The organism is Paenibacillus sp. LjRoot56 (genome assembly GCF_964253335.1).
GTDB classification, from domain to species: domain Bacteria; phylum Bacillota; class Bacilli; order Paenibacillales; family NBRC-103111; genus Paenibacillus_E; species Paenibacillus_E allorhizoplanae.
The window spans coordinates 425500-440107 of the sequence record NZ_CAXURV020000004.1 but is presented as its reverse complement, the minus strand read 5'-3'; the positions used below and the strand labels follow the sequence as shown (position 1 = coordinate 440107).

17 protein-coding genes and 1 pseudogene are annotated in these 14608 nt (G+C 44.5%); 14 read left to right on the top strand and 4 right to left on the bottom strand.

The window, feature by feature from the left end; translation table 11 throughout:
• Window positions 1-132 precede the first annotated feature (132 nt).
• From ACSQ8O_RS27740 to ACSQ8O_RS27700, 9 genes and pseudogenes are all read left to right on the top strand, one after another.
• Window positions 133-528, top strand: coding sequence for a zinc ribbon domain-containing protein (locus ACSQ8O_RS27740; RefSeq protein ID WP_436244319.1), 396 nt, complete (start codon window positions 133-135; stop codon window positions 526-528).
• A 6-nt stretch (window positions 529-534) separates the two neighbouring features.
• Entirely contained in the window at window positions 535-1116 is a 582-nt protein-coding gene (locus tag ACSQ8O_RS27735; protein ID WP_436244318.1) for a histidine phosphatase family protein, read from the top strand.
• 92 nt (window positions 1117-1208) lie between these two features.
• Window positions 1209-1673 (top strand): annotated as a pseudogene (locus tag ACSQ8O_RS27730) (GNAT family N-acetyltransferase); the annotation flags it as partial.
• Between the two features lie 24 nt (window positions 1674-1697).
• On the top strand, window positions 1698-2453 hold the full coding sequence (locus tag ACSQ8O_RS27725) for a class I SAM-dependent methyltransferase (RefSeq protein WP_436244966.1): 756 nt from the start codon (window positions 1698-1700) through the stop codon (window positions 2451-2453).
• Window positions 2454-2526: 73 nt separating this feature from the next.
• Window positions 2527-3405, top strand: a complete 879-nt coding sequence (locus ACSQ8O_RS27720; protein WP_436244317.1) for an RNA polymerase sigma-70 factor — start codon at window positions 2527-2529, stop codon at window positions 3403-3405.
• Window positions 3406-3657: 252 nt separating this feature from the next.
• Window positions 3658-4761, top strand: a complete 1104-nt coding sequence (locus ACSQ8O_RS27715; RefSeq protein ID WP_436244316.1) for a fatty acid desaturase family protein — start codon at window positions 3658-3660, stop codon at window positions 4759-4761.
• Window positions 4758-5075, top strand: coding sequence for a MocE family 2Fe-2S type ferredoxin (locus ACSQ8O_RS27710; protein ID WP_436244315.1), 318 nt, complete (start codon window positions 4758-4760; stop codon window positions 5073-5075). Before ACSQ8O_RS27715 ends, ACSQ8O_RS27710 begins: the two co-directional genes overlap by 4 nt.
• A gap of 108 nt (window positions 5076-5183) precedes the next feature.
• Window positions 5184-6203 carry a LacI family DNA-binding transcriptional regulator gene (locus ACSQ8O_RS27705; RefSeq protein WP_436244314.1) on the top strand — a complete coding sequence of 340 codons (1020 nt, stop codon included), beginning with the start codon at window positions 5184-5186 and terminating at the stop codon, window positions 6201-6203.
• 24 nt (window positions 6204-6227) lie between these two features.
• Complete coding sequence (locus tag ACSQ8O_RS27700; RefSeq protein WP_436244313.1) at window positions 6228-7205, top strand: aldose 1-epimerase; 978 nt, start codon at window positions 6228-6230, stop codon at window positions 7203-7205.
• 326 nt (window positions 7206-7531) lie between these two features.
• Here the strand turns inward: ACSQ8O_RS27700 and tatA are convergent, their stop codons facing one another.
• The 4 genes from tatA to ACSQ8O_RS27680 are packed head-to-tail and all read right to left on the bottom strand — an operon-like array spanning window position 7532 to window position 11071.
• Window positions 7532-7732 carry a twin-arginine translocase TatA/TatE family subunit gene (gene tatA / locus ACSQ8O_RS27695; protein ID WP_056621312.1) on the bottom strand — a complete coding sequence of 67 codons (201 nt, stop codon included), beginning with the start codon at window positions 7730-7732 and terminating at the stop codon, window positions 7532-7534.
• A gap of 26 nt (window positions 7733-7758) precedes the next feature.
• The gene (gene tatC, locus ACSQ8O_RS27690) at window positions 7759-8499 is read right to left on the bottom strand and encodes a twin-arginine translocase subunit TatC (RefSeq protein WP_056621315.1); all 741 of its coding nucleotides are present in this window, start codon (window positions 8497-8499) and stop codon (window positions 7759-7761) included.
• A gap of 40 nt (window positions 8500-8539) precedes the next feature.
• Complete coding sequence (locus ACSQ8O_RS27685) at window positions 8540-10261, bottom strand: GMC family oxidoreductase (RefSeq protein ID WP_436244312.1); 1722 nt, start codon at window positions 10259-10261, stop codon at window positions 8540-8542.
• Window positions 10262-10294: 33 nt separating this feature from the next.
• Complete coding sequence (locus ACSQ8O_RS27680; protein ID WP_436244311.1) at window positions 10295-11071, bottom strand: gluconate 2-dehydrogenase subunit 3 family protein; 777 nt, start codon at window positions 11069-11071, stop codon at window positions 10295-10297.
• 175 nt (window positions 11072-11246) lie between these two features.
• On the opposite strand from ACSQ8O_RS27680, the gene ACSQ8O_RS27675 reads away from it, so the two are divergent.
• The 5 genes from ACSQ8O_RS27675 to ACSQ8O_RS27655 all read left to right on the top strand — a co-directional run bounded on the left by ACSQ8O_RS27675 (window position 11247) and on the right by ACSQ8O_RS27655 (window position 14570).
• A complete protein-coding gene (locus tag ACSQ8O_RS27675; RefSeq protein ID WP_436244310.1) occupies window positions 11247-11609 on the top strand; it encodes a c-type cytochrome in 363 nt (120 codons plus the stop codon).
• Window positions 11610-11770: 161 nt separating this feature from the next.
• Window positions 11771-12379, top strand: a complete 609-nt coding sequence (locus ACSQ8O_RS27670) for a hypothetical protein (RefSeq protein WP_436244309.1) — start codon at window positions 11771-11773, stop codon at window positions 12377-12379.
• A gap of 75 nt (window positions 12380-12454) precedes the next feature.
• Window positions 12455-12799: a zinc ribbon domain-containing protein YjdM gene (locus tag ACSQ8O_RS27665; RefSeq protein ID WP_436244308.1), complete on the top strand. Its 345-nt coding sequence runs from the start codon at window positions 12455-12457 to the stop codon at window positions 12797-12799.
• Between the two features lie 362 nt (window positions 12800-13161).
• Window positions 13162-13593 (top strand): hypothetical protein, encoded by a 432-nt coding sequence (locus tag ACSQ8O_RS27660; protein WP_436244307.1) that lies wholly within the window; start codon window positions 13162-13164, stop codon window positions 13591-13593.
• Window positions 13590-14570 carry a glycerophosphodiester phosphodiesterase family protein gene (locus ACSQ8O_RS27655; RefSeq protein WP_436244306.1) on the top strand — a complete coding sequence of 327 codons (981 nt, stop codon included), beginning with the start codon at window positions 13590-13592 and terminating at the stop codon, window positions 14568-14570. The genes ACSQ8O_RS27660 and ACSQ8O_RS27655 overlap by 4 nt, the downstream gene beginning before the upstream one ends.
• Window positions 14571-14608 lie beyond the last annotated feature (38 nt).

The following is a 14608-nucleotide window of genomic DNA, read 5'->3' as shown; positions in this document are numbered from 1 at the left end:
TTTTGTCGTTTCGGCATAGAATGGGAAACAACTGGGAAACGGGAATGTAGCTGCTGGAACACGAGGGAAAATAGGCAGGGATTTGCTGCTGTGCATGGAATAGTAGAAGATGTTCCTGAAAGGAGAATTTACATGATAGAATGTCCTTGGTGTCATGAACAAGTACAGTTGGTTGAGGATATTTGTCCTGCATGCAGGCAAGAGGTGCTCACGTACCATTTGAATCCAGATGGCGAAGAAAGTGATGTGGAACAGCTAACCGAATATGAAGAGATCGATGTGCTGAGTCTTGAGGAGCGAATCTCTCACCAATACAAGTGCTGCAAATGTAAACATAAGGAGTGTCATATTAAAGAAATAGCGATGACGGGAACAGGTTTAAGTAAAATGTTCGATATTCAGCATCATCATTTCTTAGCTGTCTCATGTTTACATTGTGGATACGTAGAAATGTATGATCCGAATGTGTTGCAAAATAAGAAAGCGGGCTCATTAGGCACAATACTAGATATAATATTTGGAGGTTGAAAGTGAATGACGGTGATTGGACTCATCCGACACGGATTAACGGATTGGAATACGGAACGGCGCATACAGGGACAAACCGATGTTCCACTCAATGAGCTTGGTCGTAAACAGGCCGAATTATTATCTCAGCGAATGAAGGATGAACATTGGGATTACATCTATGCGAGTGATTTGGGTCGAGCCAGAGAAACAGCGGCATGTATTGGAAATGTGAAGCAAATGGAAGTGAACACAGACCAGCGGTTAAGAGAGATGTTTTGCGGAGAGATTGAAGGGACAACACTGGAGGAACGTGTGGCAAAATGGGGAGAAAACTGGTCCCAATTGGATCTAGGGGTCGAAACGCATCAACAAATTGCGGCTCGCGGTGTAAGTTTCATTCAGGAAGTAATCGAGAGACATCCGAATCAGAAGGTGTTAATCGTCAGTCACGGTGCCTTACTTAGTCTAACTCTCATGGACTTGATCCCACATGAAGACATTGAGGAGCATTTACATAACACGTCTGTGACGACAATTCGCCACACGGAGAACCGTTGGGAATGCTTACAATACAATTGTATTGCGCATTTAGATGGGTTTGAGTAAGTTTTCTATCTGAATAATACTTGACGATGAACAACCTTTCGGGAATTGGACAGTACTTCACAGGGTCGCAGTAATCGGAAAGGAGATTTGATATGTTAGTCTACCAAACGGATGCGTTAACGATTCGAGAACTTGAACACAGAGACAAGAACCTTTTAGTTTCCTGGCTGAATGACCCCTTGGTATTAATCTACTATGGAGGTCGCGATCTCCCACACGATGGGGATTTGGTGGATGAACATTTTTATAAAGATGAAGATTCAGTGGTCAGATGCCTTATTGAATATGAAAATCGGCCGATCGGTTATATACAATTTTATGAGATTGAGGAAGAAGAACGTCTCGAGTACGGCTATTCGAATACCAATGAAAAGATCTACGGAACAGACCAATTCATAGGTGAAACCTCCTATTGGGATAAGGGGATTGGGAAACTGCTAGTAAGGTCGATGCTGGATTATTTGATGAGTGTCCATAAGGTAGATCGCGTTGTCATGGATCCGCAGCAGTGGAACATTCGAGCGATTAGCTGCTATGAACGATGTGGATTTACAAAAGTGAAGGAACTGCCAGCGCATGAGATGCACGAGGGAGAGCTGCGAGATTGTTGGCTGGTGGAGTATTCAAGGATTACGAAGATTAGAGAAGAAGAAAGAAAATATCATGATGCCTGTTATGAAAACTATAGGTTATTTGAAGATGGTTCATGGTTGTCAAAACCAGTGAAAACGGTTATGGATACCTTATCCTATTTTGAGGAATATGACGATGTAACTGTTTTGGATTTAGGATGTGGTGTTGGGCGAAATAGTATCCCCATAGCAGAAGCATTGAAACACAGAAGCGGTAAAGTGGTATGCGTGGACATTATGGAATCCGCTTTAACTAAGTTACTGGTATACAGTGAGCAATTCGATGTTAATGGTCAAATCGAAACGCATCTCTCCGACATTGGAGATTATGAAATTGCGCCGGATACTTTTGATTATATTGTTGCTGTTTCTTCGCTTGAGCATGTTGACTCAGAGCAAACCTTCGAACGTGTTCTGAATAAAATTGCCCTGGGTACGAAAGTTAATGGGGTTCATTGTTTGATCGTGAATTCCAATATACAAGAGATTGATAAGTTAACTGGGGAGGAATTAGCACCTCTTATTGAACTTAATCTCACGACAGAACACTTACAAGTCATATTGAAGAAGCAATATGAGGGTTGGGAAAATTTATTAATGACATTAAAGAAGTTAACGTTCGACATAGAGCGCAATGGTAGACAGATCTTACTAAAGACAGATTGTCTTACTTATGTAGTAAGAAAAAAATCAAGAGAATCTTAGTAAGAACCTGGGAATTCATGTATGTGACAGCCCCCTGCGGTTACAATACAAAGGGGAAAGGAGCTTCAGTTAAATGGAGTTAGAAACCGTCTATCTAACATATAAACAGCTGTTATTCTCTGTTGCGTACCGCATGTTAGGCTCTGTATCCGATGCAGAAGATATGCTGCAAGACATGTTTATCACACTGCAGAGGACTGACACCGGGCATGTAACGAATTTGAAATCGTATTTAGTCAAAATGGTTACGAATCGATGCTTGAATTACTTGAAATCAGCTAGCAAGCAAAGGGAAACCTACATAGGCACATGGCTTCCTGAGCCTCAAGTGACGTCATCCCGCGAAGATCCGATGGGAAGTCTTGTTCAAGATGAAACGATTTCATATGCGTTTTTAGTTTTGCTGCAAGAGCTGTCCGCGGTAGAGCGTGCGGTCTTCGTGCTTAGAGAAGTGCTCGGATACGATTATGAAGAGGTTGCGGACATGCTTCAGAAAACGGAAGCGAATTGTCGCAAAATTTATAGCCGCGCCAAGAGTAAAATCAATGAGACTTCTGACGAAGAAGCTGAGCGCCCATTAGGTGATACAGAGCCTCTGGTCAAGAAGTTTCTTCACGCAGTGGGCACGGGGGATTTCCAAGATTTCGTGCAACTCCTTATGGAAGATGCTGTGATGGTATCAGATGGCGGCGGGAAGGCAAGTGCTGCCATTCATCCGATCTTCGGGAAAGAGCGTATCGGTGCGTTCTTCGAAGGTATTCAAACCAAAGGGGCACTGGAGGGAGACTGGTTGACTGTGACGTTCAATGGACAATCCGGGCTGATTCTTGTTAAGGATCAATCCCCATTGATGGTTATCCTGTTTGAACTTGCTGCGAGTCAGCAACAATCGAATCACCTCTATGTGATCCGCAATCCCGATAAATTAAACCAAATTTATTCTGAAATGTAAGGCCACAAGAATGTTCGAGCGTAACAAAGTTCGAGTCAGAGTCATGAAAAGGATAATCCCTATTCTTGGCTTTTTTGCTACTTGAAAAGTAGAGAAGGATGTTTTAGAATGAAGTTGTGCCCGAGCACGGAATGGTGAATCAGGCAAAGGCAAATCGTATAAAGCCATGGTGGTTTTATTTTTTTGGACAATTTTGTGCCCGAGCACGAAAATGAAATTCGAATCAATTCCAACCCGAAAGGAGGCGTTAATGTGGCCATTGTTGTTCAGAAAAGAGATTACAGTATTACCGGCCAGGAAAGCATTAGAGCGCAAGAACGAGGTTTAGCTAGTGCTGAGTGGTATGCTAGCCCCATTCCCCGCGCAAAAATGAAAGAATTAATGAAACGCAAGGATGGACCTGCGATTCGGGACACCATAATCTGGTTTGGTGCCTTGCTGATATTCGGCTATCTAGCGTATTTATCATGGGGGACGTGGTGGGCTGTACCGGCTTTTTTCATCTATGGCGTGATCTATGCATCTCCAGGCGACTCGCGATGGCATGAATGTGGGCATGGTACAGCTTTTAAAACGCCATGGATGAACGATGTGGTATATCAGATTGCCTCGTTCTTCGTATTGCGATCGGCTACTCCTTGGCGTTGGAGCCATGCACGGCATCATACCGATACCATTATTGTCGGCAGAGATCCAGAAATTTTGACGGAGAGACCACCGATTTGGAAAATCATCCTAATGCAGATCTTTCATTTATATGGCGGTCCAATCGAGATCAAGCGATTTGCTCTACACACGATAGGCCGATTGGAAAAACAGGAAAAGGATTATATTCCTGTATCCGAGTTTCCGAAAGTATTTCGCGAAGCACGTATCTACATGCTGATCATCCTTGCTGCCACGGCGGCATGTTTATACACGGGGAGCTTGCTTCCAGCCATGTTTATCGTATTGCCATCCTTCTATGGCAATCTGTTTGTACTGCTTTTTGGAATGACACAGCACCTTGGCCTTTATGAAGATGTACTGGATCACCGGTTGAATACGCGTACGATTTATATGAATCCGATCTTTCGATTTTTGTACTGGAACATGAACTATCATACCGAGCATCATATGTATCCCATGGTGCCGTACCATGCGTTGCCTAGACTGCATCAAGAGATGCTGGCTGACTGCCCTGCGCCACGCACGAGCTTATGGGCGGCATTGAAAGAGGTCATTTCAGCGCTGCGTTTACAAAAAAATGACCCTTCTTATGTGGTCGTAAAGCCGTTACCCGTAACTGCTCAACCGTATTATTTTGGCGGCATTGGCGAAGAGGATCAATCTAAATTAAGGAGACAACAAGTATGATGAACGAATGGATTGAGGTCTGTGCAGCTAATGAATTAGAAGATGAGGATGTCATTCGATTTGACCACGGAGAAGCAACGTTCGCTATATATCGGAACGCACAGGGGCAATTTTTTGCATCAGACGGGTATTGTACACATGAGAAAATTCATCTGTCCAAGGGACTTGTCATGGGAAATCTCATAGAATGTCCGAAGCATAACGGTCGATTCGATATCACAACAGGAGAGGCGAAGCGAGTTCCCGTGTGTATCAAGCTCAAAACCTATGCGACGAAGGTTGAAGCAGGCAAGGTGTTTATGCAATTGGCATAGCGGGAACGAGTAAACATAAGGTGCGATTGCCGCGGACTTGATATCGAGCTTCATTTCTATCATACTTGTTACGTGCCCGCGCACAATTCCTTGTGAATGGAGAACCCTATGAGCGTTACAATTAGAGAGATTGCCCAGCAAGCAGGTGTGTCAAGAGGTACCGTTGATCGTGTGCTGAATGGAAGATCAGGCGTAAAGCCTGAAATTAGGGAACGTATTCTTGCGATTGCAGATAAGCTTCAGTATGTACCCAATGTGGCTGCAAAGGCGCTTGCTTACAATAGAAAACCGATTCAAATAGGTATCGTAATGCCTCCGAAAGAAATTTCGTTCTTTGATGACATTCGTAAAGGGATTCATGCTGCAGAGGATGAGCTGAAAGGGCTGGGTATTTGCTTAGAGTATGTGTATATCAATAATCAACTGCCAGATGAGGGTGCGAGAGCCATCCAGACGCTGATTGCGAATGGCGCAAGCGGCATTCTATTCTCAGCTATTGATGATGAAGTTAACCGAGCAAGCATAGATAAAGCAACCGAACAAGGTATTCCAGTGGTTACCTTTAATTCTGACGTTGAGAACTCAAAGCGGAGCTGTTTTGTGGGTCAGGATCTGGGGAAAAGCGGGGAAATCGCTGCTGGTTTAATGACCCGTATGTTTACAGGCAAAGCTAAGGTGCTAGTCATTGTAGCCAATATGAAATTCCATGCGCACCGCATGCGAGTTCAGTATTTTAAAGAGAAATTAATCCAGAGTGAGATCGAGATTGTTGATGTCATTGAAGGCTATGATCGCTACGAAGATACATTTCGCAAGCTGAATGAGTCACTGAAGATGTATCCTGATTTGGATGGCATTTATATGGCAACAGGTCATGCAGGGGCATGTATCGATGCGGTGAAATTGGCAGGGAAAGGTGGTCACCTCCGCATCGTGTGCAATGATTTGATGCCTGAAGTTGAGCAAGGACTGCGAGAGGGTTTGATTGATTTTACCATTATGCAAAATCCGGTTCAGCAAGGATACCGCTCCCTGCGAATATTGTACGATCTCATATTCAATGGGAAGAAACCTGATCATGAATTTCAGTATACCGATACGAGTATTATGATTGCGGAGAGCCTCTAACTAGATCTGAAAGGGTGCTGTACAATGAATCGATATGCTGTGAACAAGGTACAGGAGTTGGGTTATACGTTGTTTGAACTTGTGGATACCCAAGGGAATGGAATAGCGATGATAACTCCTGACTTTGGCGCTAATTTACTTTCCTACACGTATAAGGAGATTCCAGTCATTGTCCCACCGAACAGTTTGCAGGACTTTATTGAACAGGCAAGCGCACATACCAAGTATGGGACGCCTATTTTATTTCCACCGAATCGCATCCTGAAAGGGACATTTACATTTGGAGGTAGGCATTACCGTCTCCCGCTCAATGAGCCACCTCATCATCATTTGCACGGTGAAATCTCACATAAGGCTTGGAACGTTGTAGATGCAGGTGCCTCTGACGAGAAGGGGGCGTATGTCAGTTGTCAATTTGACTTTGCTGAACATCCAGAGATTATCGCTTATTTTCCTCATCCCTTACTTTTTACGGTGACGCATCATATGTTTGAAGGTCGTTTGACGACCCAGCTTACAGTTGAAAATAAAGGTGGAGACATGGCCCCATTTGCGCTGGGGCTGCATCCGTATTTTGCCACACCATCCGCGGGGGATGGTTGTTACTTGACCGTTCCCGCTGCTGAAGAATGGCCAGTGTCCAATTTGGCTTTCGTGCAGGCGCTGCCCGCAGAAACTGCATTCTGCGAAAGCTTGTCGCAAGGCATTTCTCTGGCCGCCTATCCTGAGCTCGGTTGCTCGTTGTTGACTTTGAACGGGGATCGAACGTGCCGTTTTGAAATGAAGGAAGCCGGATATAGTATTGCCTATCAGATAGATCCGAAATTTCCTTTCGTAGTCTTATTTAAACCAGATTGGACAGATGCTTTCTCAGTAGAGCCTTACACGTATGTAACGGATGCGTTTAATCTTCCTTATCCGCCTGAGCTGACAGGGGCAAGGGGGATTGAACCACAAGAAGTGATTCATTTATCTACAGCAATCTGGCTGGAGAAGTTATAGTTTTGAATGTGGAGTGGTAAAAAAAAGGAACCGCCACAAAAGGTTTTTGACCTTTAGTGACGGCTTGTGGCTAACTCCCAGGCTGATTTTGAGCGCTGTAGTGATGAAAAACATCACTACAGAGCGAAAACCGAACTCCCAGGCTGATTTCGAGCGCTGTAGTGATGAAACATCACTACAGAGCGAAAATCGAACTCCCAGGCTGATTTCGAGCGCTGTAGTGATGAAAAACATCACTACAAAGCGAAAACCGAACTCCTAGGCTGATTTCGAGCGCTGTAGTGATGAAAAACATCACTACTACGTCAGATAATTGGAAGCCGCCTCTACAGAGGCGGCTTTTTGCCTTCGTTTTCGATCAAATGGTCATGATCGCCATCCTCCATGATATTCCGAGTTGAGTTACGGAATTCACGAAGCGTATCCCCAAATGCACGGCCCAGCTGCGGCAGTTTGGAAGGCCCGAAGACAATTAAAGCGATAGCCAGAATTAAGATTAAACCTGATACTCCAATATTGTTGAACATTGCAATCATCCTCTTTTCTTTTTCTCTTAATCTTCAACTAGGTTCAAATTCGCAACACGTTGCATAGCACGCCATTGCCAGCCGGCAACCAATACGCTGATTTCAAACAGAAGAATTAGCGGCACTGTGACCGATAAGTGTGAAATCATATCCGGCGGTGAGATGCATGAGCCGGTGATGGTCAGCGCGATATAGGCGTATTTCCTGGACATTTTCAGAATCTGAGGCGTTAAGAGACCTATTTTCGTCAAAAACAGGAGAACCACAGGCAGCTCAAACGCGATTGCCATCGGAATGACAATTTGAAACAAGAAAGCAAAATATCGATCAATCCCATACGTCTCCACGGCGCCTATCGATTGATTCATTCGGATCATAAAGCGCATCATCATCGGGAAAACGACCCAATAACTGAACGAAACTCCGATGATGAATAACGCAAAAGCGACTGGTATGTAAGGAAGCGCGTTCCTAGATTCGGTTTCAGTAAGCCCTGGTTTTACAAATACCCATGCTTGGTAAAGAACGACGGGCACTGTAAATAAAGCGGCGAACAGAAACGCACATTTCATATAAATCATCAGCCCATCCGTGAACGAAAACACATTCCACTTAATTTCACCGATCAATGGCTGTGATTTCAAGTACAGAAGGATATCCGACGAGAGGTACAAGCCCACACACAGTGTAACGATGAACCAGGCGAACACGATGAGCAATCGCTTGCGAACCTCTGTCAAATGTAAGATCCAATCTTCTTGCTCCATGTCATTCCTCCTTTATCATGAAACGTGTGGGCTGCCCGAGTTAAACGACACTTCCACCTTGTTTCAAATATTTTGCAATGCCGTCCACAGCGCGATAAGCCAAAGCACCCACCGTACCAGTTGGATTGTAGCCACTATTGTGAGCGAACGCCGATGCGCCTACGACGAACACATTTTCAGCATCCCACATTTGCAAATACGAGTTAACCGCAGAGGTGGAGGGGTCTGCTCCCATAATGACGCCGCCTGTATTGTGGGTCGATTGATACGGAACGATATTGTAGGCTGCTAACGTATCCGAAGACCCAATCGTCGAAGGGTTCATTTCTTTCATGATTTCTGCAGATTTTCCTGCCATGAATTTGATCATTTGCCGATCCTGCTCTTCAAAATCGAAGGTGATCCTTGGTAGCGGCAAGCCATACGCATCCTTATACGTTGGATCCAAATCCACATAATGATGTTTCCAAGGCATGCTGCTGCCCTGTGGGGAGACAGACAAAACACTGTTCGCATATTTCAGCGACTTCTGTTTAAAATCTTTCCCCCAGGCTGGTGTGCCTTTGGGCACAGAGTTATTTGCAATCGGACGTTGACCGGTTTGCGAGATCCGAATCCCAGCGCCATGGATGAAATTCAGATTCGTATGGTCAAAATTATCCCCATTGAAATCAGGAATTTCCATGCCGAGGGAACCTGCTCCCGCGTACAAGTTGAACTGCTTTTCATCGAAAAAGCCTGTCGCATTCCCGCCGTTCGTTTGGTAACAATAATTTTTACCGATAACACCTTTACCTGTGGCAGGATCGTAAGGTTTTCCCAATTTGGAAGTGAGCAGAAGCTTAATGTTGTTAAATACATAGCTGGCCATGATGACGACATCTGCCGGCTGCTCAAACTGCTCTCCCGTGACGGTGTTTACATACACAACGCCGCTTGCTTTTTTACCGTCATTCAGGACTTGAATCACATTGGAATATGAGCGCAACTCGAAATTGCCGGATTTCTGCGCAACAGGGAGTGCGGTCACAATTACATCTGCTTTTGCCCCGTACTCACAACCAAATCGTTCGCAATAACCGCAATATTGACAGGCTGCACGAGTAATGCCATCGGGGTTCGTATATTGCTCTGACAAATTAGCCGAAGGCATCATATAGGGATGGTACCCGAGTTTTTTGGTCGCATCTTCGAACAATTTCAAGATCGGTGTTTTCACCATCGGTTTGGTTGGGAACGGAGCGGAACGCTTACCTACAAGTGGATTCTGCTCAGCTTCACCCGAAATGCCAGCCAATTTCTCGAATTTATCGAAATAAGGCTCTAACGTATCATACGTGATGCCCCAATCCTGGATCGTCATGCCTTCAGGAATTTTCTGCTTCCCATAACGTTCGACAGTCTTGCTATAAATCTCGAAATCATAGGGGAGAAATCGCAAGGTTTGTCCATTCCAGTGAACACTTGCACCGCCGAGACCTTCCCCGAGCAAGAAGGAGCCGTACTCCCGCATCGGCACAGCGGCCATTTTCTCCGTATTGCGGAAAGTGACGGTTTCTTTGGACAAATCCTGCATGAGATCATAACGAGAAGCGTAACGAAGCTCATCATGCACCATATAGTAATCTGCTGTACTGCGCGGCTTGCCGCGCTCTAGGCCAACAACCTTAACACCTTGTTTCGTTAATTCTGCGGCGATAATTCCCCCGACCCATCCCATTCCAACAATGACAACGGGGACTTTCGGCATTTTAGTAGCCATCAACGTATTTCCTTTCTTCGTGAGATTTGTTCCTTAATGAACGAAATGATCGTGCAAGCTGCGAGGTTCCATGACAACGAATTGATCTTTATCAATCATGTTCGTATAGGTCATTTGGTTGCCTGGGTACTTACGCATTTTCCAGCCAGCCATATTCTTATTCCCGCCATATAAGGGATCGGAGTAGACACCTTCCATCACGAGTACGCGAAAAAGGTTGAAAAAGGTTTTACCTGTAATCCCATTTACGACGCTGATTTCACCTTTTTCCATGGAGGTCAGAATCGCATCTTGCTCTTCAGGTTTAATATCTACGAATCCTTTCGTATATTTGGTTTTGGCTGTTTCTTCAAGGCTATTTAACCCCATTGTTACGAGCTCATGGCGTTGAATGCTGAGGTAATCCCCCTGAGTGACTTCACCTTTCACGAATGGTCCCATCCGATAGGTGCGAGCATTCACCCCCCAAGGGCTCGCTAGCTGATGGTCAATATAAAAGGCAACGCCAAGCTCTGCAGCTCCTGGTCCGCTGTCATCTTTAGGGAATATTCGTTCAGCTGCGGCTTCGGCGATTTGCAGTTGGGATTGATTGAAGAACATCGGTGCTTGATTATAATCAGCTGTGACTTGTGGATTAGGACTTGTTGTAGGTGAAGGAGAGGTCTGGGATGTATCTTTCTTAAACCCTCCAGATACTGCGCTTCCAATGACGCCACCAACCACCACGCCACCAATGGCAGTTCCGGTGTACTTGAGAAAACGGCGACGTGAGTGATCAGGTGTATGATTATTCGTGTTTTTGTCAGCCAACTTGTCATACCTCCATGGAATTTTATGTACTTCTGGGTAGTTATGGATATGTTGATCTGTAAGCGTATTTCCTATGCATGATTTGCATGAAAATATGGAAACGTGGGTAATGTAGTGGTAGGTTTCCGATTTCTAACCATGTTAAGAACCTATGAATGTGAGGAGAAGCATACTCATGAACAGAAAGATCGTAGTCCTCACCCTCTTGCTTGCTGGAGCTTTATCGGCTTGCGGAAAAAGTGAAACGACACCTAGCCCAAGTGCAGGCACAACAACTGCGCCAACAGCATCGGCAAGTACAGGAACAACTACCAAAGCTGATGCACAGACGGTATTTAAAGCCAATTGTGTCAGCTGTCATGGCGCCAATCTGGAGGGTTTAGTCGGGCCGAATCTTCAGAAGGTTGGCGGAAAGCACTCGAAAGAACAACTCACCGCGATAATTTCGAACGGGAAGGGTGCAATGCCTGCTTTTAAAGGAAAGCTATCCGATGATGAGATCAGTTCGTTATCTACATGGCTTGCAGACAAGAAATAATCAGGAATGAACCCGCCCTTCTCTGATAAACGGATAGGCGGGATTTTTCTTTTTATTAATTAACGGACATTCATTTCGTTCTCGTAGAGGCATAGGATAATGAAGTAATTGGTAAAATACCGGAAAAAAGTGCTTCCTTTTCTCAATAAGCAACAGGGGAGATGAACCAGATGAAGGGCAAAGATCGGTGGAATGATCTCTTTGAGTTTGCGATGTATGTGCTGGCAGGAGGTTGCTTTGTCTACTTTCTTGTAAAAGGCAACGGGGCAAAAATGTTTCAAGCGGTGCTTATTGTGGCTGTACTTCTGCTCATCCGACTCGTAGTTAAATGGACGAGGTCGACCATGTTTACCTCGCTGCGTTTCTGTGTGCTGTTATTTATTTTTATCACGATGTTCCTTGCGAATGAATTCGGCTATTATGGTGTCATCCCTTATCTGGATAAAATTGAGCATCTCTTCTCCGGCGTGATCCTTTGCTTCATCGGTTTATTGATTTATACTAAAGCCTCTGCTCATCCAGAGGGAACGGAACCACCTTCATCACATGTCGCGGTGTGGCTGTGCTTGTTCTTTTCAATTGCCATGGCGGGAGTTTGGGAGATTTATGAGTTTGCGACGGACCATCTCTTCGGTCTAAATTCACAGAATGGTAGTCTACTTGATACGATGACGGATATCATATGTGGAACATCAGGGGCGATTTTAACGGCTTGTTATTTGGCTTTGAAGGCGAGGAAACGGGCTCTACCTTTGGTCGATATTAGATAGTTTTGGCAGTCACAGCCTTGTCATTTCTCCTCATTTGTGGCACTATTAGCACTATTGAATGGAGGAATTGACAGCATGGAAGAATTGCCTAATTGCCCAAAATGCCAATCTGCCTATACGTATGAAGATGGCAATTTACTGGTGTGCCCCGAATGTGCGCATGAGTGGTCGTCATCAGTTAGTGAAGAGGAGAACGGCGATGATCAGAAAGTGGTCAAAGACGCGAATGGTAATGTGCTAAAAGATGGTGATTCTGTGACGGTCATCAAAGATTTGAAAGTAAAAGGGACTTCATCCGTTATCAAAATTGGTACAAAAGTGAAAAACATTCGCTTAGTCGAAGGCGATCATGATATTGATTGTAAAATCGATGATTTCGGCGCAATGAAGTTAAAGTCGGAGTTTGTTAAGAAGATTTAAGAGGAGATCCGTGCGAAGCGCGGGTCTTTTTTCTTTGAATAGGGGATAGTTTAGCATCGCGTGACTCAGACTAAATGAAGAAGGAAAGATAAGCGTGGCCGACAGAGGAGGGGATCCGTTGCAACTATTTCATCTTAGTTATATTCTTTTGTTTAGCGTTGTGCTCGCGGCAGGAACGATCGGAGTCGCTTGGTTTGTATTCCATAAGCGAAAAAGGAAATCTCGTTAATGTTAAGATGTATACTTGCCCGTTGGAGCTATAGAAGCTCTAGCGGGCTATTTTTTTGATTGATTGCTCTATACGACGCATAAAAAGGGAATTGGAAGCTTTTCACGAATACATCCTATGAGGGGGGCTAACTGTGAAACTATACGAACGATCATTAAAATCTCAACTTGCTAGTGTTTGTATTTTTTTCTTCTTATCTTTGGTACAACTCATCATTAATATTGGAGACCATCGCCCTGTTGGATTTATTGTTATTTTCAGTTTTTGTCTGGGTCTTTTTCTCATTCTAGCTGTCATTATTAGTATAGATCTCATCCAAAAAGACGCGGAGAAAATAGTGGCTAAAGTAGAATTCATCGAAGAATACCGTATTCATATTCGAAAACCAAATGGAAAGTTAATGAAAGTGCGTGTAAAAGCAACAGAATATGAACAATTTCATATCAATCAATCAGTCGAATTGCTGGTTGCTAAACGGACTAGTGCCTTGCTCACAATCAACAGTTTGGATGATGAAATTAAGGATTGCCTTCAAGCGGACATTATTACAACGGAGGACGTATGAAGCGATTACGAAAGCTATTCAAAAGTAAGCTAGTATGGGTTTTGCTCATTCTCATTGTATTCATCTATATGAATAACACATCATTACTTGCCAAAGAACGGACTGGAAGTCCATTTCTAATGGCTCATCGTGGGCTCGCGCAAACGTTCCACACGGAGGACTTGAAGAACGATACGTGTACCGCTGAGCGAATCTTTGAGCCGGATCATCCGTATCTAGAGAACACGATTCCTTCCATGCAAGCCGCATTTGATGCCGGGGCCGATGAGGTTGAATTCGATATTCATATAACCAAAGATGACCAATTTGCCGTATTTCATGATTGGACGCTGGACTGTCGGACGAATGTCAAAGGGCAGTCAAAAGACTACACCATGGCTGAACTGAAAAAGGTGGATATAGGTTACGGGTACACGGCTGATAATGGGAAGTCGTACCCTTTTCGAGGAAAAGGCATTGGATTGATGCCCTCCTTCAATGAAGTGCTCACGCAGTTTGCGGACAAGATGCTCCTCATTCATATCAAAACCGACGATCGCAAGGAAGGCAACTTATTAGCAGATATGTTGGCTAAGCTTTCACCCGAACGGAGGAGCCAGTTAACCATATATGGTGGCGATTTACCTGTATCTATTGTGAAGGAAAAGCTGCCAGATATGAGAGTCATTTCTGTGGAGACGATGAAAAGCTGTCTACTCCCGTACCTTGCATATGGATGGACAGGTAGCATACCTACCTCCTGTGAGCATATTCAGATTCATATACCGGAAAAATTGGCTCCGCTCTTGTGGGGATGGCCGAACAAGTTTTTAAACCGAATGGATAAAGTGGATACCCGAGTGATCGTGGTTGGTGGGAACGGCACGGAGTTTTCAACCGGGTTTGACACACCAGTGGATTTGGAGCGGCTTCCAGCTTCCTACTCCGGTGGAATATGGACGAACCGGATTGACCGCATTGCACCGATTTATAAGTGAGACAAAGAGGGCACCTGCTAGTAGAATCATCTACTTGC